This is a genomic window from Cohnella hashimotonis, assembly GCF_030014955.1.
Lineage (GTDB): Bacteria > Bacillota > Bacilli > Paenibacillales > Paenibacillaceae > Cohnella > Cohnella hashimotonis.
In genome coordinates this window covers 275,611-300,757 of record NZ_JAGRPV010000001.1, presented here as the reverse complement: position 1 = coordinate 300,757, position 25,147 = coordinate 275,611, and the positions used below count along the sequence as shown (strand labels likewise).

Sequence of the window (25,147 nt, the reverse complement as noted above, 5' to 3'; positions counted from 1 at the left end):
TTCGTTTCGCTTCGTCATCTCCGACAATCAGTTCTTCGGAATTAAAATCTCGACGGAGGTCCCGCTCTTGGGATCGGAATCCAGCTTCAAGCCATAAGGCTCGCCGTATTGAAGCTTGATCCGCTCCGCGATATTTTTCAGGCCGAGCCCTTTGCTCGACGGCTCGTCCGTGGATTCAAGCCTCGGTTTTTCCGTTCCAGCGCCTTCAACGAGCGCCCGCAGCTCCGCCAGCTTGTCCGGCGTCATGCCGCTCCCGTCGTCCGCGATGCGGATCCGAATATCGCCATTCGCCGTCCAGCTTCCTCGAATCCCGATATGGATCGTCCGGCTGTAGCCTTCGAAGCCGTGATTGATGCTGTTCTCGACGATCGGCTGGAAAATGAGCGGGATCAGGCGGCTGTCCAGCATGTCGTCCGGGATGTCGATGTCGAGCTTGAACATGTTGTCGAACCGGATATTTTGCAGCTGCAAATAATAGACCGTATACTCGAGCTCGGTCCGAATCGAATGCGAATGCCCCTCCTTGCCCAGCGCGATCCGGAACATGCGGGCCAGAATCTTGATCATGTCGGCGGTCTCGTCGTCGTCCTTCATGAGCGCCTTCATGCGAATGGACTCGAGCGTGTTGTAGAGCATATGCGGGTTGATCTGATTCTGCAGCGCGAGGAATTTGGCTTGGCGCTGCTTGATCTCCGCCATGTACACGTCCTCGATGAGCGTGCGAATCGTGACGATCATTTTGTTGTAGCTGTTCACGAGACTGCCGATCTCGTCGTTCGCCTGCTTTTTCTCGATCGGCATGTACTGTCCGACCTCGGCCTGCTTCATGCTTCGGCGCAGCGCCTTGACCGGCTTCGTGATCGTATAGCTTAGGCCCAGCGAGATCAAGGTGACGATCAGGCAGCTCGCCAGAATGAGGATCAGGGTCGTCCCCTTGATCCGGTTGATCTTCTGCAGCAACTTGTCGCGTGGAATCTCGGTCTTGATCGACAGCTCGCCTTGCGCGGTGCTTCCCGTCAAGACGATCCGGTCCTTGGTCCCGTTGCCCCCGACTTCGTCAGCGCCGGACGCCAGCACCTGCTCCCAGGACAACCGGCCGCTGGCCGCATCGGAATGATAGACGATCTGCTGCTTCCGATTGCTGATAATGACGCTCATCCCGTACTTTTTTCGGGCTTGCACGAAGTCGTTATCGAGCGGCAGCAGCGAAAAGGGATCCAGATCGATCAGGAGGATGCCCGCATAAGCCCCGTCGGAGCGGTACAGCAGTCTCCCTACCGTGACGATGGCGCCGGCTCCTTTATCCTCATAGTAAGCGCGGTCATGCAGCCCGGTAATAAAAAAGGTGTCCTCCGAGTTGCTTAGCTTTTTAAACCAGGCTTGGGATAAAAGCAATTTTTCGTTCACCTTGCTTGTCGTGTTCGTATATTGATACACGGCGTTGTCCCTGCTGATCAGCATCGCGGCGCCGATCTCCGGCTTCAGCAAGGCAACCCGCATCAGCAGCCGCTGCACCGCAACGCTCTGGATGATCTGCTCGTCGATGGACTTGTTTTGCTTGTCACCGAGGCTGTAGATCAGCTCGTTGTCCACCAAAACCGACTTCGTCACCTTGTCGTATTCCTTGAGGAATTCGTTAAGCGAGGTCCTGATTTGAGACGTATATAAGGCTGCGAATTCCTCCGAAGATTCTTCAAGCCCCGCAGCCGACTGGCGAAAAATTAGGACGCTGACGACAATCAGCGGAACGACGCAGGCGAGCAGGAAGCTTGCCATTAATTTGTTCTGCAGCTTCATGTTTTTTATTATGGAGGCAACGCCGCTTATCCAACCGATGCTTCTCATCCTTCAATCATCCCTTCAATCATCCCTTTAATCTTGCAAGTTCAAGCACACTAGCTTGAATGCGTTTACACGCCAATATACAAGACCCTTTCCGTTTCGTCAAAGGTACATTTTATAGGATTAATAAGGGCATTTTTATGATTTTGATATCGGTCGGCCGGTCGTGGCCCCCTGCGTTCATTGACTGCACTGCGGGAATCCGGTGCGTACAACGACCGAGTAAAGCCGCGTTACTCCGAGTGACCTCGAGTGACCTCGAGTGACCTCGAGTGACCTCGAGTGACCTCAAGTGGCCAAGTAACCCCGCAGATCGCGGTCCTTTCGGCTAGGCCCCCTAAAACTGGAGTCATACCCTACAATGATTCCAATTTCATAGCGCAGCTCGTTATTTCAAGCGATTACACCGATCTGTAAAAGGCTGAAGCATCGTCCAATGTCTTAACCCACGCTGCGAACGCTGTTGGAGCCATGTTTTTTAGGCTGCCGTGCATCTTACGGTTGTTATAAAAATCCATGAATTGGTCGAGCGCTTCATAAGCTTCCTCCAGCGTCATGAATGTACGATTGCTAAACAAACAACGCTCAAGGATGCTGTGGAAAGACTCGATGTAGGCATTCATATTCGGTGTCCGCGGCGGAATCCGTTCATGGACCATGTCCCAGCACTCGCACATGTCTTGAAACAGCTTGCTGACGAACTGGGGGCCGTTGTCCGTGCGGATGATAGGCAGTGCTTCACCCGGCTGAAGGCGCTGCTGCAGCGCGATCCCCAGGGTCTGCACCGCGTGCTTGGCCTCGCAAACAGGGCCGCGGTATTGCCCTACGACGACGCGGTCGAACACGTCGATGATGCTGAGTACGAAAAAGAAACGCTCCTGACCCAAGGCATAGCCATATTTGATATCCATTTGCCAAAGTTGATTCGATGCGGTGATGGTGTGATTTCTCGGCAATCGCCGAGGATGCGTCTGTAGGCGTTGCCGCTTTTTTTGAAGAATGCCGAGTGCCTTGCACATGCGATAAGCCTTTTTCTTGTTCAGCTTCACCCCGTACTGCTTGCGAATACAGCGCGCTAACAGCTTATAGCCATAGACGTGCTCTTCGCCCTCCAGCAGTAGCAACAGCCATTCCTGGATTTGCTCGTCGCAGACTTTCTCGCCCGATTCGTTGTAGGCGTATCCGGGCACAGGGCGTCCCCTGCGGACCGGCTCGACGCGTTCTGCGTCAGGCTGAGCGGCACGCTTACGCCGCTCATAATAGGTGGACTCATTCAACTCGAGAATGCGCAGAACCCGTGCTACAGGCTCCCCCCGTTTAATAAATGGTTCTGCTACTTCGAATTTTTCGGATAAACGGGGGTTGTTTTTTTTAGCAGTTCACGCAGAATTTCAATTTCGAGTTCTTTTTCACCAAGCGCTTTAACCGCTCTGTCATACCGCTGCTCGACTTCCTGCAACCGCTGGATTTCTTGCAAATGCTCGTCTGCCGAGGGAATGTCCTCCGGTGGAATAAAGTCACGATGCTCGCGTATCCACAAACGAATGGTTTCGGGGTGAATGTCGTACATGCGAGCAAGCACCCCCACCTTAACCCCAGCCAATGCTTCCTTAACAATTCTAAGCCGTGTTTCTTCCTTTAACCTTTTTCCCATCCCGCTCATCTCCCTTATCCCTAGTTTAAATCATTGTAGGGGGGGACTCCAATTCGATTAGGGGGCCTAGGAGCTTTTCAAGTATCCGCAGTCGGCAACATTTCAAATAAGTGTTAAAAGACATTTATTTCTTTAATCCATGATTAAAATTTCCACATAAGGGTCAAAAGGCAGTTAATTCTGGAAAAAAGACTCCGCGCGCAAGAAATTCACCGAAATAACTGCCTTTTAACTACTATCGACTCTATACCGCGATTAACCGTCGAAATAACTGCCTTTTAACAACTATCGCCCCATACAGCGACGTACTCAGCGGCCGCTATTTGAGGGGTTTGCGTGCTTGAAGCCGAGGTTCCGGACCGAGAAGCCGCTATTTTTGAAAAAAAGGATCTACGGGTTACCTGAAGCGATGAATAGCGGAAGCTGTGTCCGCGGAACGGCGAAAACATGCGATTTTATAAAGATAAAGGATCGCCTGTCCGCCGAATCTGCGCCCGACTCTATCGATACGATCCGGAGGTTCGTAGTCCAATTTTCCATTGACATTAATGGGCATTTTCACTATGATTGACCTGTCTGATAGGTGAATAGGGAAGAAGGAAAGGTTCATGAAGAAGATACAGAAAATTCATCTCTATGAGCAGGTTTCCGAGGAGCTTCAGAACTATATTCAGGAGAAAGAACTGAAGGAAGGCGACAAGCTCCCTTCGGTCGATCGATTGACGGAAATGTTCGGCGTCGGCCGCTCTTCGCTTCGCGAAGCGCTGCGTTACCTGGAAGCCAACGAAGTGGTCCGTATCGAAAACGGCAAAGGCGTTTTCGTGAGAGACATGGACACCTTCCGCTTCTCCGGCAAGGTGAAGATCGAGGTTGAGCGCAGCTCGCTCCTCGCGACCCTCGACGTCCGCCGCGCGCTTGAAGGCAAGGCGATCGAATTGGCCGCGCAGCGAATAACCCCCAAGCAAATCAAAGAAATCCAAGCGTGCCTGAACGAATACCGCAGGCTCAAGGAAAACGGCCAAAGCACGTCCAGGATCGATTTTACCTTTCATCAACTCGTCAACAAGGCGGCCGCTAATCCCATTTTAGAAAGCGTTTTAGATTCATTTTCCGTCCTTTATAACAAGTTTTTCGACAAGCCGCTAGGCAACGCGGGATTATTCGATGCGACCTACCCTTTCCATTTCACGATGTTCGAAGCGATCGCGGCACACGATGTGCGGGCGGCGCTGTCCGAGTTCGACAAGTTGATGAACTCCCTCGAAGAAATCATTAAAACCTATGAAATTTAATCGCGTAAAATAAGCGTTTACGATGCAAGTAATTTTCTTGTAAGAAATATTAACACCCAGGTAACAAAACTGTTGACAAAAAATAGGGCCAGAGATTACGATTATACCTATCATACAGGTTGATAGTTAGACAGTCTGCCGGTATGATATCCATAGAGGAGGGGAATCGAATGTTCACACAAAGTGGAATGAAAACGATTTCAAAATTGGCGGTATCTTCTGTAGCGTTGGCTCTCGTCCTGTCCGCATGCGGCGGCAATGACAACAAGAATTCGTCGGGCGCTTCGGCTGGCGCCTCTGCGGGCAATTCTGCCGGCGGAGAGAAAGTTAAACTCCGCATGATCGAAAGCTTGACTTCCGACACCCGGACTGCCGAGCTCCAAAAGATGATCGACGCTTTTAAGAAAGCCAATTCCAATATCGATGTTGAATTGATCTCGCCTCCTTTCGACCAAGCAGACAACAAGATCCGTACGATGCTCTCCGCCAAGGAAGATATCGATATCGTCGAAGCCCGTGACCTCAACGTAGCGGAATTCGTCAACAACGGATATCTTGAACCGCTTAACGAATATACGAAAAACTGGAGCGAGTTCTCCACGGTAACGAAAACGGCTCTTGACGTCGGCAGCATCGGCGACAAGCTGTACTTCATCTCCAACGGCCTCTATCAGCGTCAAATGTTCTACCGCGCCGATTGGCTGAAAGATGCGGGAATCGCCGTACCGAAGACCTACCAGGAGCTGGTCGATGCCTCGATCAAGCTGACCGACAAGTCCAAGAACCGTTACGGCTTCTCGTTCCGCGGCGGCCCTGGCGCGAACTCCGTGCCGGACACGATGGTTCTGGCTTACAACGGCGCTAACGTCAACACGAGCGACGCGATGTTCCTGAACGACGGCAAGTCGATCTATTCTTCCCCCGAAGCGAAGCAAGCGCTCGACCTGTACGTGAAGCTCTTCAAGGAAGGCTCGCCTGCAGACTCCGTCGGCTGGGGCTTCTCCGAGCAAGTACAAGCGTTCACTTCCGGCGTGACGGCCTTCCTGCTTCAGGATCCCGACGTCATCAACACGCTGAAGGAAGGCATGGAAGAAGGAACCTGGGCGACCGCGCCGATGCCGACCGGCCCGAGCGGCGTCGCGCTGATCAGCGCCGGCGGCGCAGGATGGGGCATTACGTCCTTCTCCACCAAGAAGGAAGCGGCTTGGAAGCTGATCGAATTCCTGAGCTCCAACGAGCAGAACGTCGAATGGTCCAAGAGCTACGGCACGATTCCGATTCACAGCACCGCGACCGAAGACGCCTACTTCAATGACGGTCCTTACAAGACGCTGCTGGATATGACGGCCGATCCCAAGACGTTCGTCAACTACAAGCCTCCGTTCAACTACCCGGCGAACAGCAAGTTCGGCACGGTGTCCATGGAGACCGGTCAACAAATGCTGCTCGGCAAGGCGACCGTAGAAGAAACGCTGGCCAAGTGGGACAAGTTCTGGGTCGATGCGAAAGCGGAACTTGGCGCGAAATAAGCTGCAGAGCGACTGTTAACCACAAAGGGAATATGGCGGGCGCTTGCGCTGCGTGCCATATTCCCTGCATTATAAGGCGGTGACTTCGAATGAAACAGCGTACTTTTATTTGGCTCAGCCTATTTCCCGCATTTCTGCTGCTCGCCGTCTTCACGTTTTATCCGTTCCTGCGCGGCGTGATCATGGCCTTTCAGAATTACGAATTGTTCAACCTCAACAACGTCGATTTCGTCGGACTCCAGAATTTCGAGACGGCTTTCCGCGACAGCAAGTTTCTCACCGCGCTTCAGAACAGCGTATATTGGGTCTTCTTCTCGCTCGTCTTTCAGTTCTTTATCGGACTTGCGCTCGCGCTTATGCTCAAGAAGCAATTCCGCGGACGCGGCGTCTATCAGGGCTTCGTATTCTACTCCTGGGCGCTGTCCGGGTTCCTGATCGGCCTGATCTGGAAGTGGCTGTTCAATTCCCAATACGGCGTCATCAACGACCTGCTGCTTAAGACCGGCATCATCCACGAGCGGATCGGCTTCTTATCGGACCCGCATTGGGCCATGTTCTCGGTCATCGTCGCGAACGTATGGTACGGCATCGCCTTCTTCGCCATCATGCTGCTTGCCGCCCTCCAGTCCGTGCCCGGCGAATTGTACGAAGCGGCCGATATCGACGGCGCCAACGCGTTCCGCCAGTTTTTTAACGTGACCCTGCCCTATATTATGCCGACGATCATCGCCACGACGCTGCTGCGCGTGATCTGGATTTTCAACGACCCGACGCTCATCTACGGGATGACCAACGGCGGTCCCGCCGGGAGCACGCATGTGCTGTCCTCCCTCCTCATGGAAAAGCTGCTCGCCGGCAATTACGGCATGGCGTCCGCGATCGGCGTCATCATGCTCGCGATTCTGATGCTGTACACGATTTTCTACCTGTTCGTGACGAAGTCCGAGAAAGTGGGTGACTTCTGATGGCCGTCAAAGCGACCCTCAAGGGATTAAAGATCTTCTATCTGGCGCTGCACCTGGCCGTGGTCGTATTCCCGCTGTACTGGATCGTCATCACGGCCTTCAAGCCCAAAGGCGACATCTTCAAGCTGCCGATCTCGTATTGGCCGACGCATTTTTCTCTCAGTAACTTCGACCGCATTTTTACGGTTTCCAAGTTTCATGTGTATATCATGAACAGCTTGATCGTGTCGATCGTGTCCGCCGTCGCCGTCATCGTCATCTCGATTTTGTGCGCTTACGTCATGGCGCGCTTCTCGTTCCGCGGCCACAAGCAGATCATGCTCGCGTTTTTCCTCACGCAGATGCTGCCTGGCTTCGTATCGCTGGCGCCGCTGTACCTGATGATGTCGGACATGGGGCTGACGAACACGCGGATGTCGCTCATCCTGCTGTACACGACGGGCTCCATCGCCTTCTCGACCATTATGCTCAGAGGCTTCTTCCAGCGCATCCCGGCCAGTCTCGAGGAAGCGGCGATGATCGACGGCTGCTCGCGGATTACGTCGCTGTTCCGCATCATTATCCCGGTCATGCTGCCGGGGATCGCTTCAACGTTTATATTCGCCTTCGTTCAGAACTGGAACGAATTGTTCCAGGCCGTCATGTTCATCGATACGAATTCGCTGAAGACGCTGCCGGTCGGGATGAATTCATTCGTGCTGAAGTTCGATATCGATTGGGGATCCATGTCAGCCGGAACCGTCATCTCTGTTATCCCTACGATCATCATGTTCGCCTTCGCCCAGCGCTATATCGTCGAGGGCTTGACGCAAGGGGCAGAGAAGGGCTGAGCAAGTTTCTTGCGGGATAGGAGCAGGTATATATGACAACAAGCGAGAGAGACAAAAATCATTTTTATACGCAAGTATCGCACGATTCGGTAGACAGCCGCCACCAAGGCGCCATCACGATGCCGGTCTACCAGAGCAGTCTGTTCGCATTCGAGACGCACCAGAAGTTCGATGAGGCGATGCAGGACGTGCTGGCCGCCTCCGTTTACTCGCGAGGCAATAACCCGACGGTCATGTACCTGGAGGAAAAAATCGCGCGGCTCGAAGGCGGAGAAAGCGCGCGCTGCTTCGCTTCGGGCATGGGCGCCATCTCCGCCGTCATCTTCGCGCTGGTCGGTTCGGGCGAGCATATCGTCTGCGTCGACCAGGCTTACGGACCGACCCGCGAGCTGCTCGTCGACCTATCGGCGCGCTTCGGCGTCGAAGTCACCTTCATCGACGGCAAAGATACGGAAGGCTTCGCGGCTGCGATCCGTCCGAATACTAAGCTGTTCTACCTGGAGAGCCCGACGTCGGGCCTGTTCGAAATGCAGGACCTCCCCGCGCTCGCCAGCCTGGCAAAGGAACACGGCATCATCACGGCTATCGACAATTCCTGGGCGACGCCGTATTTCCAGAAGCCGCTCGCCATGGGCATCGATCTGGTCATGCACTCGCTCACCAAATACTTCTCGGGCCATAGCGACAGCCTCGGCGGCGTCGTCGTCGGCAGCCGCGAGCTGATCGGCCTGATCGGCCACCGCAGTTACCTGAATCTCGGCGCCGCGATGGCGCCGCAGACCGCGTCCCTGATTACGCGCGGCCTTCGCACGCTGCCCCTGCGGCTCGAGCGCCACCAGGCCAGCGCGCTCAAGATCGCGGCGCATCTGGCATCCAAGCCGGACGTCGTGCGCATCAACCATCCGGGGCTGGCAGGCTACCCGCAGAAAGAGCTGGCCGACCGCCTGCTGAGCGGTTACGGCGGCCTGTTCTCGTTCGTGACGCGCCACAGCGTGGAGAAAATGAAGCAATGGGCGACCGACCTCGACTACTTCCGCATCGGCGTCAGCTGGGGCGGCTACGAGAGTCTTGTCACCGTCGGCGCAGCCCCCGCCAAAGATACCGAAGTCGGCGGCGCGCTGGCAAGCGTGCGCATGTATATTGGCATCGAGGATCCGGACGAGCTGATCGCGGATATCGAGCGGAATTGGGCGAAGCTGTATGAGCCTATGTTGGAAGGCCATACTTTATAGCGTGCGCATGCAGCGAAAACAGGATGCCGGCCCCGCCATGTAGCGCTGTACAGCGTCTCTTTGCCCCGCGTGACCTCTCGGCCCCGCCATGTAGCGCTATACAGCGTCTCTTTGCCCCGCGTGACCTTTCGGCCCCGCCATGTAGCACTGTACAGCGTCTCTTTGCCACGGGTGACCTCTCGGCCCCGTAATGTAGCGCTGTAATTCCTGAGAGCGCAGGCGTAGGCGGTGTCCCTACTATATACCTCTTTCCTGACGCAAGTCTGTCGTATGGCGTTAATCGGGCATAAAATGCAAAAAACGAGCTGTCCAAAGTCATGAAAATGACCGAGGGCGGCTCTTTGCTTTTAACGCGAAAAGATACCGTTTCTTCAATTAACTTTGTCGGCCTGGCCAAGAGAAGCGCCTACGTTGAGAATGAAAATCTTTTGTAGGATCCATAAAATGTTCATTTGCGCGCGGGAACGAATCGTGATAAGTTTTAATTAATTATTATATAATAATTATTCTAATGTAGAACGAAAGGAAGATGGGCATGAACCAATACGATTTCCATCACCTTGACCACGTCAAAGAGCAAAACACCTCCAAAAAGACGCTTTGGATTACGCTGACTTTGACTTTGTTTTTCACCATCGTAGAAATCGTGGGCGGACTTGTGTCCAACTCCCTCGCCCTGCTCTCCGATTCGGCGCATATGATCTCCGATGTGCTGGCTCTTGGCCTCAGCATGGTCGCCATCTACATGGCCACCCGCAAGCCCAATCGGAAGTACACATTCGGCTTCCTCCGGTTTGAGATTATTGCTTCGTTTCTGAACGGTCTTGCGCTCGCCATCATTGCCGCCGGCATTTTCGTGGAAGGGATCAAGCGTATCGTCCATCCTCAAACTGTCGATATGCCAATTATGTTAACGATCGCATCCATCGGCCTGGTCGTGAACATCGTTCTGACGATCGTACTCAGCCGCAGTATGAAGGAAGAAGACAATCTGAACGTAAAAAGCGCGCTTTGGCATTTTATCGGAGACCTGCTTAGCTCCATCGGCATTATCGTATCCGCGATCGTCATCCACTTTACCGGCTTCTTCCTGTTGGACCCGCTGATCAGCATGGTCGTGGGCGCGATTATTTTTGCGGGGGGGTCCAAGATTATTCGCGAATCGTATCTCGTGCTAATGGAATCGGTCCCCGACAAGTTCGATCTGGACGCCATTCGCAAAGATCTTAACGACCTGGACATCGTCGTGGACGTACACGAGCTTCATCTGTGGGCGGTGACGACGGAGCACTATTCGCTAACCGCGCATGTTTTCGTGAAGCAAGGGATCGAGCCCTTCTGCGCCATTTTGGCGATCAACGAGATTTTGAAAAACAAATACGGCATCGCGCATTCGACGATCCAGATCGAACACCCGATCCTGCACGATCACGGAGAATACGGCAAAGCGTTTATGCTGAGGCAGGCATAAGCCCGTCTGCCTCATCCTCACGCAAGATGTCCACCCGCAAGAGCCATATCGCTTATGATCCGCGAAGGCTGTCCCGCGCGAAGTGCAAATCCAGCAGCAGCTCGGCAGCCTTCCGGAAATACTCGCCGTCATGCTCCGACTCATCCACATACCGCTTCATGACGAACCCTTCGTACAACATCCTCAACTGCGCAGTCAGCTCCTCAGGCTGTCGCGCCGCGCCTTCTCGCGCAATCTCCTGGACCCGGGACCAGAAGCGCCTCTGAATGTCCAGCAATTTCACGTGGGCGGGGTGATCCGGATCCGGGAATTCGACTGCCGCGTTCAAACACGGACACCCCCGGTAATCCGGTAATTTCATCCGTTTGCTCACATCTCGTATAAGCGCATAGAGCTGTTCCTGGGCGGAGTCCGGGTACAGCTTCTTCAGCTTCTCCAACCGATCCAGCTTGAGCTCGTCTCTGGCGTCGAGATAGGCAACCGCCAGATCGTCCTTCGTCGCGAAGCTCCGATAGAAGCTTGCCTTGGCGACGCCGGATTCCTTAATGATCCGATCGATGCCGACCGCCCGAATGCCCTCCATGTAAAATAATTCAGAGGCGACCCGCAAAATACGGTCTCTGGCCGATTCTTTTTTCATCCGCGACCCCTCCTTAAAATTCGTCAAAAAAGATGCATTGACATGAGACAGATCTGTCTGTATCATTTCGTCGTGAAGAGACAGACCTGTCTCATCCATTATAGGTACGCCTCTCGCCTTCTGTCAATCAAGCGAGCTGTGCGAAAGGGGAACTTGTCTATGCCTAACACACTTGCGGACGCGCTGGACGCGTCTGCCCCGTCGGTGCGGCCTTTCGAGCCTGCATCCGAAGGAAAAAAACGCAGATCGCGTCTGATGCTGCCGGCGCTGCTGCTGCCGGTATTCATGGCCGTGTCGAACGTGTTCATCGTGAACGTGGCGACGCCTTCCATTCAGAAGGGACTCGGGGCCGGGTTCGCGGACATCCAATTCATGCTTACCGGGTATACGCTCACCTTCGCCGTGCTGCTCATTATGGGCGCCCGGCTGGGCGACCGGTTCGGACGCCGGAGAATGCTGTTCATCGGCGTGGCTTTATTTACGATCGCCTCTCTGTTATGCGGCATCGCTTCCCATGTGTCTGTGCTCATTGCCTGGCGCGTCTTGCAAGGCGTCGGGGCCGCTCTGTTTATGCCGCAAATTTTATCCTTGATTCAGGCCAATTATCCTTCGGAACGCCGAGGCGCGATATTCGGCATGTACGGAGCTACGCAAGGAATAGCGGCGACGGCCGGACAGATTATCGGCGGGCTGCTCCTGCGCATGGATCTGTGGGACCTGGAATGGAGAGCGGTATTTCTGATCATCTTCCTCCTTGGGGCTCTCATCCTGATAATGATTCCGTTTATTCCGGAATCCAGCTCGCCGGACCGCGCTGGACTGGATTGGTTCGGAGCCGCGCTCGCCGCGGCCGGCTTGCTGATGCTCGTCTATCCGCTTGTGCAGGGACAGCGCCAAGGCTGGCCCGCCGCACTGATCGTCAGCTTGATTTTGTCGGCCCCCGTGCTGACGCTGTTCGCCTGGTACGAGCGGCGGCTGTCGCGACGCGGACGGCTCCCCTTTATGAATGTCGATCTGTTTAGACATCAAGTGTTCACGTTCGGCATTCTCGTCGTGCTGCTGCTCATGTCGTCGATGGGCGCCTTTTTCCTTGTCGCCGCCTACATGCTTCAGCTCGGACTTCATTTCTCGGCGCTGCAGGCAGGCCTTGTCATCGGCGCGATGGGGATGGGCTACTTCCTCGCCTCTCTGTTCTCTTCCCGCGTCGCCGCGAAGCTTGGCACCCACGTGCTGACCGTCGGCTCCGTTCTGACGACGGCAGGCTATCTACTGCTGGCCTGGGCGGTCCAGACGACCGGGCTTTCCTCCAACATCGGCATATGGATCCCCGCGCTGGCCGTGCTCGGCATCGGTCAAGGCTTCGTCGCCGCTCCGCTGACGAATATCGTATTGGCGAAAATCCGCACGACTGACATCGGCTCCGCATCGGGCGTCATGACCACGAGCATTCAAATCGCCCAAACGATCGGCATCGCCCTGATCGGCATCGTATGGCTGAGCGCGCTTGACGCCCGAACCGGAGCGACCTCCGCTTATCCCGACGCGTTTAACGTCAGCCTGTATGTGCTGGCCGCCGCCAGCGCACTCATCCTGCCGCTGGCTTTGATGCTCGCGAGGCGGAACAGGGCCCGGCAGACGTAAAAAGAAAAAGTTTCCGCAACGGCAAAGCCGCTCCTCTCCCCATTCAGGGATGAGAAGCGGCTCGCGCCGGCTATGCCGGCAGGGTACGATTGAACCGGCTTACCACTTAAAAGACTTGCAGCCTTTGGCCTTCAGGGCCAGCTCGGGTTTACTCGGCGTGAAAAGATCGAGAATATTTTTGCCCAAATTCTCTTCCTTTCCTTTCACCGAAAACTTATCTATCGGACTGAACAGGTCGGTCTTGAACGGGCCCGCTTCGAATTTTCCGATCGGCTCGACTTCCAGGCACCCGCCTTCCCATCGATCCTTCAGCTTGACGCCGACCGTCAGAGCCAGCGGGCCTTTGACGATTTTGGCAGTCGCTTCGACCGACAACCCGTCCGCGGTCAAGCCCTCGAGCGGCGCAATATCCAGGCCGCCCCCGACGCCAAAGCCCGCCTCCAGACAGGAGGAGAAACCTTCGTTGTTAAAGCAGACGCGCCCGCCCCCGCCGATTCCGTCATAGGCGGTCGCCCCGATGCACATCGTCCCGCACGGATCGCGGTACTGCACCGGATTGTTATTGACGTAGGCATACAGATTCGCCTGGCCGCTCTCGAACAGAATCGGATCGCGCGCCGTCCAGCGGCCCGACAGCGTATCCAGGTCCCGCGTCCCGAACCTCACCAGTCCCGTACCCCGGTCCTCCAGTCCGCCCGCATATCCGATCGCCAGCGCGAACCCTGGATTCGAATCAGACAGCAAGCCGCCGTAACTGTCATACTTTAGCCGCTTGACGACCTTCCCTTGACCGTCCAGCACCTGCTGCGGCGTCCCTACGCCGTCCGTAATCACATAATAACGGACGTTGCCCCGCTCCAGCCCGAGCAGCAGGCCGTCCTGGTCGTACAGGTAATTCGTCAGCTCCCCGTTTTCGTTGACCGTGCTCGTTACCAGCTGCAGCGATGTCGGGTCTCCGTAAAAATACTGGATCGAATGCCCGGCTCCGTCCTCGCGGTACGTTTGTCTGCCCAGCGCGTCGTACGCATAGTTGTACGTCACGCCGCTTACTGACGCTGTCAGCAGCTCCCCGCGGGCGCCATACTTGAACGTGTCCGCGCCGCGCTGTCGAAGATAGCCGTCTTCGTCGAAGCTGTACGCCGTACCGCCCACAGCCATCAGTACGTCATGCTGCCCGTAGCTGCTCGTCATCCGTTCCGAACCCGTTACTTCGCGGACGATTCGGTTTTTGTTCGCATCGTATTCGTACGCTTCCGACGTCGCGCCTTCAGGACCGCTGCGCTGCACGTTCGTCAGCTGCCCATCCAGGTCGAACATATAGACGGTAGTCTCCGTGCCTTCCGGTGTAGTCACCGTCAAGCTCGCGACGCTGCCGCTCAGATCGTATTCAGGCTTGATCCGGTAGACTTCAAGGCCGCCAAGCGTATAAATACGCTCCTTCTGCCGGCCCAGCTCGTCGTAGGTCTGCGTCACCTGCAGCTTGCCGTCATTCATCCCCGCCACGCTTCCGTTCGGTCCGGTTCGGTCGAACGTGAACGGTCCGTACTTGACCAGCCGGCCCATGTCATCCCTGCGCATATCGGTTGTCACGTTAGCCGTCTGCGACACGCCATAGACCATCCTGGTGACGGAAGTCTGGATCTTTGTCAAATGGGCCAATACGTCGTAGGAATAATCGTAAACGCCTTTGGCCTTGCCCGTGATCGTCTGCTTGCTCACCAGATCGCCGACATACGCGAACTCGTTGGTTTGCGGCAGCGATCCGGGGGCTTGGCCGACACTTTCCAGCTTTTTCGCCCGGTCCGTATGGTCCGCATATTCGAACGTGCGCAGGATATCCGCATCGTTCATGCCGGTAATCCGCTTGCCGCCTGCCGTATCGTAGACATAGTCGATCTGACGGCCGCCGCGCAGCGTCGACCGCTCCAACTTGCCGCCGGCGCCATGCGCCAGGCTGATCCAGTCCGGCCCTTCCGCGGACGCTAATCCGTCAAACTGGCCCAGCTCATTGTAGCTTTGCTGGTATGTCGTGCCGTCCGGCATCGTCAGACCAGTCAGCTGCCCCAGCTCGTCGTACGAGCTGCCGTATACTTTGCCGCCCGGCGTCGTGGAGGAGATCAACCGGTCGGCTTCGTCATAAGCGAACGATCTTTTCCGGCCGGCCGCATCCGTCAATGCGGTGAGCCGGTTCCGTTCGTCGTACGTGTACTTGGCGAGCTGTTCCCCTTGCGTTGACTGGGCGAGCCGTCCTTTCTCGTCGTACGTGTATACGATCGGTGCAAGCTGCTGCCCTGGGTATTCCACCTGTACGACCCGACCGTATTCATCGTAGGTGAAAACCTGCTTCAACCCGTCAGGCCCATTCTCGGTCAATTGCCGGGTCGCCGCTTCGTATTTAGACTCGGTTACGGAAGTCCCCGTTTTGTTCGTATACGTCAACGATTTCAAGCTCCCGTCCTCATTAAACGCCACCGCGCGCGATTCGTTGAAGATCGCCTTCTTGCCGTCAGGCTGCGTCAGCGTCGCCTCCTTCATGACCGGCACGTCCATGTCCCAGCGCGGATCGCCCGTCATCGTCTTCGTCATGACGCTTCCGTCCGGAAGCTCGATCCGTTCGCTGCCCGGCCGCACCGTAGCGACCAGACGCGTGCCGTCCGGACCGGTCGTCGTCCGCTGCAAGCCGCCTTCGATCCTTTTCGTCTCGTATACGGTCGAACGTCCCTCCGCATCTGTATAGGTGACGGTCGTCCCGTCGGCCGTATCCGCGCGGTTCAGCGTCTGCACGCCTCCCGCCCCGTTCTCGGCGCGAATCAGCAGTCCGTCTTCGTCATAAGCGTAGCTGCTGGTCTGCTCCAGCGGATCGACGAACGTTTGCAGCAGTCCGCCGGCATCGTACGTCATCCGATACGTTTCTCCGGCCGGGCTTGTCACCGCAACCAAACGTCCCTGCTCATCCGTCGTCAGCTCCGTCCGCTGTCCGCCGGCTCCGATAATCGCCAACGGCTTGCCTGCGCTATCCCGTTCGATCGACATCTCATTGCCGCTTCGGTCGGTAATTCGTATCAGACGGCCTTCTTCGTCATAACCCAGCTTGGTCAACACCGCATCTGTCAAGGCGTCCGTCGTCTGCGCATGCGTTTGGTCCCCGCCCTTGAACGCATAGACGACCTGACCACCTTCGTCGGGCGTCTCAAGCAGGCTATCAGCCTCTTTCACCAGAAAATAGCGGACCCGATCACTCTCCGTTACGACAATACGTCCGCCGTCGGCGGTAACCGCCGTCAGGTTAAACTTCTGCGTCGCCTGGTCCATGACCCATGACGGAGTCTCCAGCTTCTCCAGAAGTCCGTCCTGCGCAACCCGGTAAACGTCCCTGCCTCCGGCTCTGAAATAAAGCCGGTCCTGCGCGTCCAGGAAAAGCCTACTTAGTCCGCCGACATAGTAACTCGAAAGGAAGAAAAACTCGGCTTCCGTCGCCTTCATGCCATGAGCGGCCGGCCTGCTCCCAGGCTCATCGAGCAGCACGCCCGCCACCCGGGACAAGGTGCCGTCCGGGCTTAGCTTGCGGATCCGCGTGAAGGCGCGGCTGTCGGGATATATCGTCCCCCCAGTCGTATCGGTCATATAAAGAGAGCCGTCGCTTCCTATCCTGATCTGCTCCACCGCGCCGATTCCCGCCTTGTCGCCGGGACCGCTGTCCTTGCCTTTAGCCATATGATCTCCAAGCGTCTGGAGGATGCCGTCCGGACCGATCTTGTACAGGGTGGTTCGGTACGGAACCAAGTTTTGATCGCCCGGCCGAGTCGGGTAGGACGTGAAGTAGACGGAACCGTCCGGACTTGCAGCCAACTCGACGATGCCTGCCAGCGCTACGCTCGTGGCCTCCGCTCCATCAGGCAGCGGCGTTGTAGGGCCTCTTCTGCCCGTGCCTGCAATAACCTCCCAATCGGTCTGTCTCTTCGTTTTGCGAAGCAGCTGGTTTTTGTCGGTATCGTAGCTATAGATCGTCCCTTGCGCGTCAACCGCGATGACGCTCCCGTTGGACAGCGGAACCTCCGCCACCTTAACGACTTTTCCGCTCGGATCGAGTCCTAAAATCGCTCTGCTCCGATTGAAGAAGTTGACTGCTGAATAATAAATCCACCCGTCCATGCCGGTTGTCATCGTACCGTAGTCGATGGTATACCCTTGGAACGAGAAGTCCACTTCGCCCCGCAGCGACTTGGTTTTAGTCTGTGTCGTGCCGTCTCCCAGCAGCAGTCTCTTCGAGCCGTCATCGTAAATATGATGCGGATCAAGGCTCCAGCCTGCAACGCCGGCTTCCGCGTACGGGTTGCGCGGGCTCTCCAGCGCTCCGTGCCATTCCTGGCCTACGCTGACCTCGGAGGTGTCCCGCATTCCCGAGAATACGGAGGAAGGTGCAGCCGAGATCCGGCCGAAGCTGCGCTCGAATTCGCCGTTTGTCGGATAATACTGAGCCTTATACACATAATCGACGCGGACCGTGTAAGGATGGGAGCCTGTCAGCTCGCGACCGTAAGCATCCTTGCCGTCCCACTCGAACGTATAAGTCTTGTTCGGAGACGGAGCGAAGCTCGCACGGTACAGCTTGCCGCCGATCTGGATGCTCACGTTCATCCTCCGCAGAGAAGCCGGCAGCGGCTTGCCGTCGCTCACCGGAATTTCCAGCGTCGACTTCGCCTTGTAGCCTTCCTCCCGCTCGCTCATGTAGTTCAGCATGTACGGCGTTCCTGCGATCGGGATCTGCTGCCCCAACGTCTGGTTCTGACAGCCGATGATCGAGCCTTTCTTCTTGCACGGATCGTCTTCCTTCTTCCGCTTCTCCCAGGGCTCCCGATCCGGCGGCGATTCGGCGTCTCCCGGAGGTCCGTACGGCCAGTTGTGGTCATAAGGCGTGAAGTGCGTGATCGGCACCCGCCACAGCGTTTTCCCCGGTGCATACAGCTCCGCGAGCTTGCGCAGCTCCTCCTCCGTCACGCCCAGCTTCGCCAGCTGCTCCTCGCCGTCCGCTTCGCCGTCTCCGTCCGCATCGATTGCGGCCAAGCCGTTCTTCACCGAGACGATCTTGATCACCTTGCCGTTCGGCGCCGCGATCCAACGCCCTTTCTCCCGGTCATAGTACGCATTCGGCACCGCTTCCCCGACCGGGAAGCCGATGAAGTTGTCCAGGTAATGGTACACTTCCCGGTCGAAGGTCACCTCCGTCGCTCCCGCCTGCACCGCTTCGTCCGCCGACAACTCCACCGCATACGTATACGCCACGTACGGCGGCAGCTCGCCCGGCATCGCCTTCGGACCCTCCGGTCCTGCCGTATACTCCGTGGACCGGAAGCTGATGCTAGTCAGCGGCTGCTCGGTCCCGTCCGGCAGCCTCATCGTCGCCGTCGTCCCCGCGGGGAACAGCACCGTCGACTGGCGGGTTCCGTCCTCATCCGTTACCGGCGTACCTTGCGCTGCCTGGAGCTCCGTGCTGTCCTCCAGCTGCACCTGCGTCACCTTGCTGTCGTACGCCGTCAGCACGACGTCTTCCAGATGTTCGTAGTCTCCCGGCGTCGCCTGCTTTTTCCGCTGAACGGTCATGTATCCGTCCTTCTCGTATTGCAGCGTCCAGATCCCGTCTCCGTTCACGGCCAGGTCGAACATCCCGTCCGCTCGGCTCAGCGTCTGCCCCCACTCCGGATGATCCAGCACCGTGATGCGTACGCCGCCGACCGGCGCCTGGGCCGAATCCAGCACGCGCCCTCGCAGCACGCCTGCGCGATCCGCTTCGATCGCGCCCGGCTGCACGCCAGTCTGAATCGGATTCGGTCCTGTGTACAGGAAGTCCGTCATCTCCTGGAAGCTCGCCTGGCCCGAGGCCGGCAGCTCCGACGCTACGCTGCCCGGATCGGGCGGCAGATTGCCTCCGCCGCCGGTCGGCGTTGCTTGCACCGCGCCGGACTTGGCCGACTCGTTGTCGCTCTCGTCGTATGCCGATACGGCCAGCTCATAGGCGATGCCGCCCGTCAGGCCAGTCGCCGTGTAAGAGGCGCCTATTCCGGCCTCAAGCGCTGCACCCCACGAGCTTGCCCCTGCCGCCCGGACATAGACCCGGTAGCCGGCCAGATCGTCTTCCTCGTTCGCCGTCCAGTTCAGCGCGATCCGCCCTTCTCCAGCCACGGCGGCCAGCCCGGCAGGCACGGCCGGCGGCGTCGTGTCCGGCTCCTCTTCGCTCAGCGGCGTCGCGCTGACGATCGCCGACATGTGAGAAATATTGCCGCTCGTGTCGTACGCCGCAATGGCGAACTCGTACGTCCGGTCATGCCAGACGTCGAGCACCGTATACGTCGTCTCCAGGCCGACGTCGACGCCTCCGCTCCAGGTCTGGCTTCCCTGCACGCGGCTGTAGATCCGATAGCTGTCCAGATCGACTTCGATGTTGGCCGTCCAGCTCAGCTCAATTTTCCGAACGCCCGGCTCTGCCTTCAGCCCGCTCGGCACGGCTGGAGGCTCCCGATCCGGCGTCTGATCGCCCCGCGGCGTCTCGCGCCTCGTCTGGGATTTGGCCGACTCGTTGCCGCTCGCATCGTAGGCGCTCACGGCAAAATCGTACGTCGTGCCGTTCGTCAGTCCGGTGATCGTATGACCGCTCTCGCGTCCGGGCTTGTCGAACTCGCTCCAGGCCGCTCCGTCGGATACGCGCCAGTAGATCCGGTAGCCGGCCTGATCGTCCTCCGAGCTCGGATCCCAGGTCAGCATGACTTTCCCGTCCCCCGCCTCCGTCCTCACGCCGCCCGGAACCTCGGGCGGTGTTACATCCGGCGGCGGACCGTCCGCTTTAGGCTTCGCCCGGACAAGCTCCGACTTCGCAGACGCATTGCCGCTTTTGTCGTAGGCCGCTACCGCGAATTCGTAGGCCCGGTCGTTGGTCAGCCCTTTCGCCGTATACGACACGGACACGCCCGCATCGGCCTGGATGGTCCACGCCTCGGTCCCTTCCTCGCGCCCGTAGATCCGGTAGCCGGCCAAGTCGCTCTCCGCATTCGCCGTCCACGCCAGCGCGATCAGCCCGTCGCCGGGCTCCGCCTTCAGTCCGCCCGGCACAGCCGGCGGCGTCAGGTCCGGCTGCGTGCCCCCTCCGCCACCGCCGCCTGAACTGGGCACCCGTCCGTCAAGGCGAAGCACGCCCAGCTCCAGCCTGTCTCCGGCCTTGGGGGCTGTGAATGTTCCCGGCGCTTCCGTACGGACGCATTTGCAGCCATCCGACTTCGCCGCTTCACTGTCCAGTAAACCGAGCGCCTGCTTCGCCTGCTCGGTCTGCAGCAGCTCCGGCTCGGTCGTCCCCGACTTCGCAGCCGCCGCGCGGATGCTGTCGTCCGCGATATAAGACAATCGGTATACGCGCTCCGGCTCGACATACGCGGTGAAAGAACCGTCGGCCTTCGTTATCGCATAAAAAGTCGGATTCGTCGTAAACGCCAGAACGATGCCGGCCGCCGCTTTGCCGTCGTCTCCCGTCAACTTGCCTTCCAGCACGGCTGCCTTTCTTGCAACCAATTCATAGGCTGTCGTACCTGGCATCCAATCCACGCTTCGGAAGCCGGCGACGCCGTCGCTTGTCGCATAGATATCGTACGACCCGCTCTCCCACTCTCCAGGCAGCACAAATTTGCCTTGCGCATCCGTCCGCCCCGAGGCGAGCTGAGCCCGCTTGCCCTTCGCGTGAACGCGAACGAGCGCATGGGCCAGCGGCTGCCCTTCATCCGACTTGACTGCAACAGTCAGCGGAGCCGCCTTGTCCGGACCTTTCAGCAGCTTCAAGGTGCGATGGAGCGCCACCGCCGCTTCCGCGCGAGTGAGGCTCTTCTCGCCGCGGAATGCGCCGTCCTCATAGCCTTGAACAATGCCGGCCTCATGAAGAGCCGAGATCGCCGGGGCCGCCCAGGCCGGAATCCGGCCGCTGTCGGTGAATTCGACCGCTCGTTCCGCCTTCCGGCCCGTCAACCGTCCCAGCATGACGGCCGTCTCCTGGCGGTTTAAAAGCGCCTGCGGCCGGAAGGCGCCGGTCGCATCCCCCTGCACCAGCCCCATACGCGCCGCCTTGTTCACGTCCTCCGCATACCATTCATCCTTGACATCGGTAAAAATCGCTTCCTGCGACTGATCGCCTTCGACCAGCCCATTCTTCGGCAGCTGGGCCAGCAGCCGATTCAGCATCACGGTGAATTCCGCCCGGGTCACGGCCCGGTCTGGCCGGAAGGTTCCGTCTTCATAGCCGTTCACAACGCCCGCGTCCGCCAGCTCCCCAACCTCGGTCGTAGCCCACGCGGGCAAGCGGTCGCTCCATCCCGCAGCGCCGCTGCCTGCGCTTTCGCCGCCGCTCGCGCTTTCCATGCTCCCCGGCCCCGCCGCAGTCTCCGCAGCGCCCGCCGGCACGAGCGGCTGCACGGCAAGCACCGCTGCCAGCAGCAGCGGCATATACCGTTTGATCAGCTTTCTGTACATTTTCGTGCCTCCTCACCCTGACTGTTTGACATAGTATAGCGGCCGCCCCGTTCCGCGCGTAAGCATCCATCCGACTAGACAAGTCACTGGAATTGTCATCCAATGTTGTCACCCCCTATGACAACTTGCGTCATATTAGTCCCGGGCGCGGCTATGCGCCTTAAAAACAAACAAGCCGCCGCTCCCCCATGCGGGAGAAGCAGCGGCTCGAGCGTTGCCGAATATGCAGTTTAAGACCGGTCCACTACTTCGCGTCGTTATGTTGTCGCCGATCCAAATGGTCTCTTCTCGCAGGCCGTCAACGTAACCGGTCCGATCAATCCGGCCGGCGCCGGTATGTCCCTGCGGAAGCCGTCTTCCGGGAAAGCCGGACCGAGCGTATTCGTGACGGTCACGCGGAAGCGATTGTCGCGAGGCTTCAGCAGAAGAGGCGGCAGCCTCCAGACATAAGGCGGGCAAATGCGCGGCGGCAGCTCGTGCCCGTTCAACTCGACGACGGCGATCTCTCCGACCTCGCCCAGATCCAGTGCGTGCAGGAGCTCCGGGGTATCGAGGTCGACCGAAGCTTCGTATACGACGCTGCCGCTGAACGTCTCCATCCCCGCGTATGCGTGCCAATTGCCGAGACCGCGAACCGCTTGCGCAGCAGGAATCGCAGTATCCGGCACGGGACTGCGAATGTCGGCAACGCGCCATCCGTCGACGGACAACAACTTGACCGGCTGCACGACGCTTATGCTTCCGTCCGCCTCGCGCTCGGTCCGGTGCCAGCTGTCCGGCGGTACGTCCGATGTCGTCAAGTGGCCGGGCTGCCCCTCTTCATCCGGACGGATGACGATGAAGCAAGCCTCGTAAGGCGCCAGCCGCACCGGCGCGCGAACCCGGCCTCCCGGCCGGTCGAACAGCGGCAGCGCCGCGATGCTGCCGTCCATCGGCGACCAGCGCTCGGGCCAGCCGTCTGCCGGAAATTCAACGAGCTCCTCGAAAGTTTCCTCCACGCTTTCGTTATTCAGAAAGAAAATGTCGAGCCCGTCCTTCCGGTAATGACAGAAACGCAGCTCCGGAAAAGGCCTGGCCGGCGCAATTCCGGGCGCCAGCGTCCGCGACAATTGAGAGGCCAGCTGCGGCAGCTCGACGTTTTCCCCGCCGCAAGCAGCCGCCTCGCCGACGGCTACGATTCGCCCGCCCGCGCGGGCGAATGCTTGCAGCCGGTCTTGCACCCGGGGCGGCAGCGTACGGATGCCCGGCAGCACGATCGTCGCGAACCGCTCGTCGCGGATGCGCAGTTCGCCCCTCTCGATCGCGCACCGCCCTTCGTCCGCCAGCAGATCCATCGACAGGATGTCGAAGTCGTACTGGCTTCGCATCAAGGCTTTGCATACGCCGTCCAACATGTCCCGGTCGCCTGCCCAATGCGCTTCAGCCGGATAGAGCACGGCGATCGCCGCGACATGCTGCGCCTCCCGAAGCATGAGGCAGGAGCGGTTCGCGTAGTCGCCCCATTGCCTGAAGTAGGGCCATAGCGGGTTATGGCCGCCGGCATAGAAGTGAGGCGGACAATCCGGGTCTGGATATATCGGGGAAAAAGCGTGCGGCACGTACCAGTTCGTGCCTCTGGCCGTCATCCAGTCGGTCATCCACTTCATCTCGCGCAGTCCGAGATCCCAGCCGTAGGCGCCGAAGTTTTCGCACATGACGAGGCTCGTGCCGACTTCAAGATGTGCGGCCGACTGCGCCAGCTTGGCCAACGTATATTGAAAAAAGTCGGGATACGGCAGGTCCCTGTAGTGCTTGAACTGCGGAAAATGCTCCTCGCAGGAAGAACGCTTCTGCTCCGAATCGAACTGCCGCAGCACGAAGTCATAGCCGCCCATATCGAAGTGCTTCGTTGCGCGGAAAAAATGGCCGACGCCGTAACCGTGATGCATGTGCGCATGATTGTCCTCGACGATATGGCCGATGAAGCGGACGTCGTTCGCATGGCACCAGCGTTGAATGCGGCCGAAGAAGTTTTCCGCGAACAACGCCGTCAGATGATCCATGAAGTCGACCCGCACCCGGGCAGTCTGCTCGCCCGAATCGAACCATAGCAGCTCGAGGAAGTCGACAAGATCGTACCCCTTCGCCTCGGCGAATGTCCGGAGAAGGACGCGCGACCAAGGGAAACACGGCGTCTCTTCCCCGAACAGCACGTCGTAGGAGCCGAAATTTTCGAAGCTCGTTTCGTCGCCGAAGAAGCCTTTGATCGTTGTCCCCCAATATTCCGGAAAGCGCGATTTAGTTGCCTCGTATGTCAGCTCGATGAAGCAGTCCGTCACTTCGGGGCACAGGTAATCGACCATCTTCTCGAACATCCGGCCGCTCCAGGAGGGCTTGATGCCGATCGTATGGATCGTCCATCGCACATCATCGGTGCCTTCCGCCTCCTCGCTGTCCGCCCAGGCGTTCAGCGCCTGAAGATCGGCAAGCGCAACCCGTTCGCTTGTGTCTTCCCGCACGCAGACGACCTTCAGCACGGCGTCATCGGCGAACGATGCGGCTCCCCATTCACGGGCTTGCCCGCCTGTCCACCGAAACGTCTCTTTGGCCAGCACCAGCATGCGATAGTCCGGCATCTTAGTCAGCACTTTACCGCCCGCGATCCCTGACGGATAATATTCTTCGTCGAATATCCATACTTCCATGCCGCGGCTGCGGGCTTCGTCGAGGCAAATCCCGACGTCGCGCCACCATCCATCGCCCAGGTAATCGAGGTGAGGGCGCGATTCAATGACGAACCCGCCGCACCCGGCGTCATCCATCGCTTGGATCTCTCGCCGCAGCGTCTCCTCCGTCTCCCGCGGATCTCCATGCAGCCAGAGGAGCGGGTACAGGCTGCGGGGAGGGTTCGCGGAAGCGAACTGCCGGCGCAGCGTATCGGCATTGCTCATAGCCTATCAGCCTCCTTGTCGTCTGCTTACGCCGATTATAGCAATCGGACGGCAAGACAAAGGAGGCTGCGGCTCGCATATGAGGTGGACGATTTGATTAAATTATGTATACTTATTCGAGTAATACCAAGCTGTTATATGAGTGCGACACGGAGGCGGAGTCATGAGCAATCGAATTGTCCCCTATCAAGAATCCTACCATGACAAGTTGATCGATATCTGGTACGAAGCGGTGCGTCTTACCCATACGTTCTTAACGGAAGCGGACATTAACTTTTATCGCGATATGCTTCAAAGCGGAGCACTGCATCAAGTTGAAATTTGGATCGCGCTCAACGATAACAATGAACCGTCCGGCTTCATCGGGCTTGACGGAACAAAGATCGAGATGTTATTCGTTCATCCCGAATCCCATAGAAAAGGTGTAGGCAGCGGGCTCATCGAGCATGCCAGATCGATCAAAGGCAACCATCTTGAGGTCGATGTCAACGAGCAAAATGAAAATGCATACACCTTTTATAAGCAATTGGGCTTTGTGCGGATCGGAAGATCGGAGCTCGACCATTCGGGGAAACCGTTTCCTTTGCTTCATTTAGCGTTAGAAAGTCGGGTTTGA

Annotated in this window: 14 protein-coding genes; 8 read left to right on the top strand and 6 right to left on the bottom strand. The window is 57.9% G+C overall.

Annotation, left to right across the window (positions count from 1 at the left end):
* Positions 1–27: 27 nt before the first annotated feature.
* From KB449_RS01255 to KB449_RS01245, 3 genes are all read right to left on the bottom strand, one after another.
* Entirely contained in the window at positions 28–1,845 is a 1,818-nt protein-coding gene (locus KB449_RS01255; RefSeq protein ID WP_282906616.1) for a sensor histidine kinase, read from the bottom strand.
* Between the two features lie 398 nt (positions 1,846–2,243).
* Positions 2,244–3,164, bottom strand: coding sequence for an IS3 family transposase (locus tag KB449_RS01250; RefSeq protein ID WP_282912706.1), 921 nt, complete (start codon positions 3,162–3,164; stop codon positions 2,244–2,246).
* An 11-nt stretch (positions 3,165–3,175) separates the two neighbouring features.
* Positions 3,176–3,496, bottom strand: coding sequence for a transposase (locus tag KB449_RS01245; RefSeq protein ID WP_282906615.1), 321 nt, complete (start codon positions 3,494–3,496; stop codon positions 3,176–3,178).
* Between the two features lie 608 nt (positions 3,497–4,104).
* On the opposite strand from KB449_RS01245, the gene KB449_RS01240 reads away from it, so the two are divergent.
* The 6 genes from KB449_RS01240 (at position 4,105) to KB449_RS01215 (ending at position 10,815) form a co-directional block, all read left to right on the top strand.
* Positions 4,105–4,788, top strand: a complete 684-nt coding sequence (locus tag KB449_RS01240) for a FadR/GntR family transcriptional regulator (RefSeq protein WP_282906614.1) — start codon at positions 4,105–4,107, stop codon at positions 4,786–4,788.
* 170 nt (positions 4,789–4,958) lie between these two features.
* A complete protein-coding gene (locus KB449_RS01235) occupies positions 4,959–6,317 on the top strand; it encodes an ABC transporter substrate-binding protein (RefSeq protein ID WP_282906613.1) in 1,359 nt (452 codons plus the stop codon).
* 89 nt (positions 6,318–6,406) lie between these two features.
* The gene (locus KB449_RS01230; RefSeq protein ID WP_282906612.1) at positions 6,407–7,282 is read left to right on the top strand and encodes a carbohydrate ABC transporter permease; all 876 of its coding nucleotides are present in this window, start codon (positions 6,407–6,409) and stop codon (positions 7,280–7,282) included.
* Entirely contained in the window at positions 7,282–8,112 is an 831-nt protein-coding gene (locus KB449_RS01225; RefSeq protein WP_282906611.1) for a carbohydrate ABC transporter permease, read from the top strand. The genes KB449_RS01230 and KB449_RS01225 overlap by 1 nt, the downstream gene beginning before the upstream one ends.
* Before the next feature lie 32 nt (positions 8,113–8,144).
* On the top strand, positions 8,145–9,344 hold the full coding sequence (locus KB449_RS01220; protein ID WP_282906610.1) for a trans-sulfuration enzyme family protein: 1,200 nt from the start codon (positions 8,145–8,147) through the stop codon (positions 9,342–9,344).
* A gap of 535 nt (positions 9,345–9,879) precedes the next feature.
* Complete coding sequence (locus tag KB449_RS01215) at positions 9,880–10,815, top strand: cation diffusion facilitator family transporter (RefSeq protein WP_282906609.1); 936 nt, start codon at positions 9,880–9,882, stop codon at positions 10,813–10,815.
* Between the two features lie 52 nt (positions 10,816–10,867).
* On the opposite strand, the gene KB449_RS01210 is transcribed toward KB449_RS01215, so the two are convergent.
* Entirely contained in the window at positions 10,868–11,455 is a 588-nt protein-coding gene (locus KB449_RS01210; RefSeq protein ID WP_282906608.1) for a TetR/AcrR family transcriptional regulator, read from the bottom strand.
* 159 nt (positions 11,456–11,614) lie between these two features.
* On the opposite strand from KB449_RS01210, the gene KB449_RS01205 reads away from it, so the two are divergent.
* Positions 11,615–13,096, top strand: coding sequence for an MFS transporter (locus KB449_RS01205; RefSeq protein ID WP_282906607.1), 1,482 nt, complete (start codon positions 11,615–11,617; stop codon positions 13,094–13,096).
* Positions 13,097–13,195: 99 nt separating this feature from the next.
* Here the strand turns inward: KB449_RS01205 and KB449_RS01200 are convergent, their stop codons facing one another.
* Both KB449_RS01200 and KB449_RS01195 read right to left on the bottom strand, forming a co-directional pair.
* The gene (locus tag KB449_RS01200) at positions 13,196–21,601 is read right to left on the bottom strand and encodes an S-layer homology domain-containing protein (protein WP_282906606.1); all 8,406 of its coding nucleotides are present in this window, start codon (positions 21,599–21,601) and stop codon (positions 13,196–13,198) included.
* Between the two features lie 257 nt (positions 21,602–21,858).
* Positions 21,859–24,531: a glycosyl hydrolase gene (locus KB449_RS01195; protein ID WP_282906605.1), complete on the bottom strand. Its 2,673-nt coding sequence runs from the start codon at positions 24,529–24,531 to the stop codon at positions 21,859–21,861.
* A 163-nt stretch (positions 24,532–24,694) separates the two neighbouring features.
* On the opposite strand from KB449_RS01195, the gene KB449_RS01190 reads away from it, so the two are divergent.
* Positions 24,695–25,147, top strand: a complete 453-nt coding sequence (locus KB449_RS01190) for a GNAT family N-acetyltransferase (protein ID WP_282906604.1) — start codon at positions 24,695–24,697, stop codon at positions 25,145–25,147.

Excerpts from the sequence above, each read along its gene's own strand:
- KB449_RS01255 (WP_282906616.1), bottom strand. The coding sequence starts at position 1,845 with ATGAGAAGCATCGGTTGGATAAGCGGCGTTGCCTCCATAATAAAAAAC.
- KB449_RS01245 (WP_282906615.1), bottom strand. The coding sequence starts at position 3,496 with ATGGGAAAAAGGTTAAAGGAAGAAACACGGCTTAGAATTGTTAAGGAA.
- KB449_RS01240 (WP_282906614.1), top strand. The coding sequence starts at position 4,105 with ATGAAGAAGATACAGAAAATTCATCTCTATGAGCAGGTTTCCGAGGAG.
- KB449_RS01235 (WP_282906613.1), top strand. The coding sequence starts at position 4,959 with ATGTTCACACAAAGTGGAATGAAAACGATTTCAAAATTGGCGGTATCT.
- KB449_RS01230 (WP_282906612.1), top strand. The coding sequence starts at position 6,407 with ATGAAACAGCGTACTTTTATTTGGCTCAGCCTATTTCCCGCATTTCTG.
- KB449_RS01225 (WP_282906611.1), top strand. The coding sequence starts at position 7,282 with ATGGCCGTCAAAGCGACCCTCAAGGGATTAAAGATCTTCTATCTGGCG.
- KB449_RS01220 (WP_282906610.1), top strand. The coding sequence starts at position 8,145 with ATGACAACAAGCGAGAGAGACAAAAATCATTTTTATACGCAAGTATCG.
- KB449_RS01215 (WP_282906609.1), top strand. The coding sequence starts at position 9,880 with ATGAACCAATACGATTTCCATCACCTTGACCACGTCAAAGAGCAAAAC.
- KB449_RS01210 (WP_282906608.1), bottom strand. The coding sequence starts at position 11,455 with ATGAAAAAAGAATCGGCCAGAGACCGTATTTTGCGGGTCGCCTCTGAA.
- KB449_RS01205 (WP_282906607.1), top strand. The coding sequence starts at position 11,615 with ATGCCTAACACACTTGCGGACGCGCTGGACGCGTCTGCCCCGTCGGTG.
- KB449_RS01200 (WP_282906606.1), bottom strand. The coding sequence starts at position 21,601 with ATGTACAGAAAGCTGATCAAACGGTATATGCCGCTGCTGCTGGCAGCG.
- KB449_RS01195 (WP_282906605.1), bottom strand. The coding sequence starts at position 24,531 with ATGAGCAATGCCGATACGCTGCGCCGGCAGTTCGCTTCCGCGAACCCT.
- KB449_RS01190 (WP_282906604.1), top strand. The coding sequence starts at position 24,695 with ATGAGCAATCGAATTGTCCCCTATCAAGAATCCTACCATGACAAGTTG.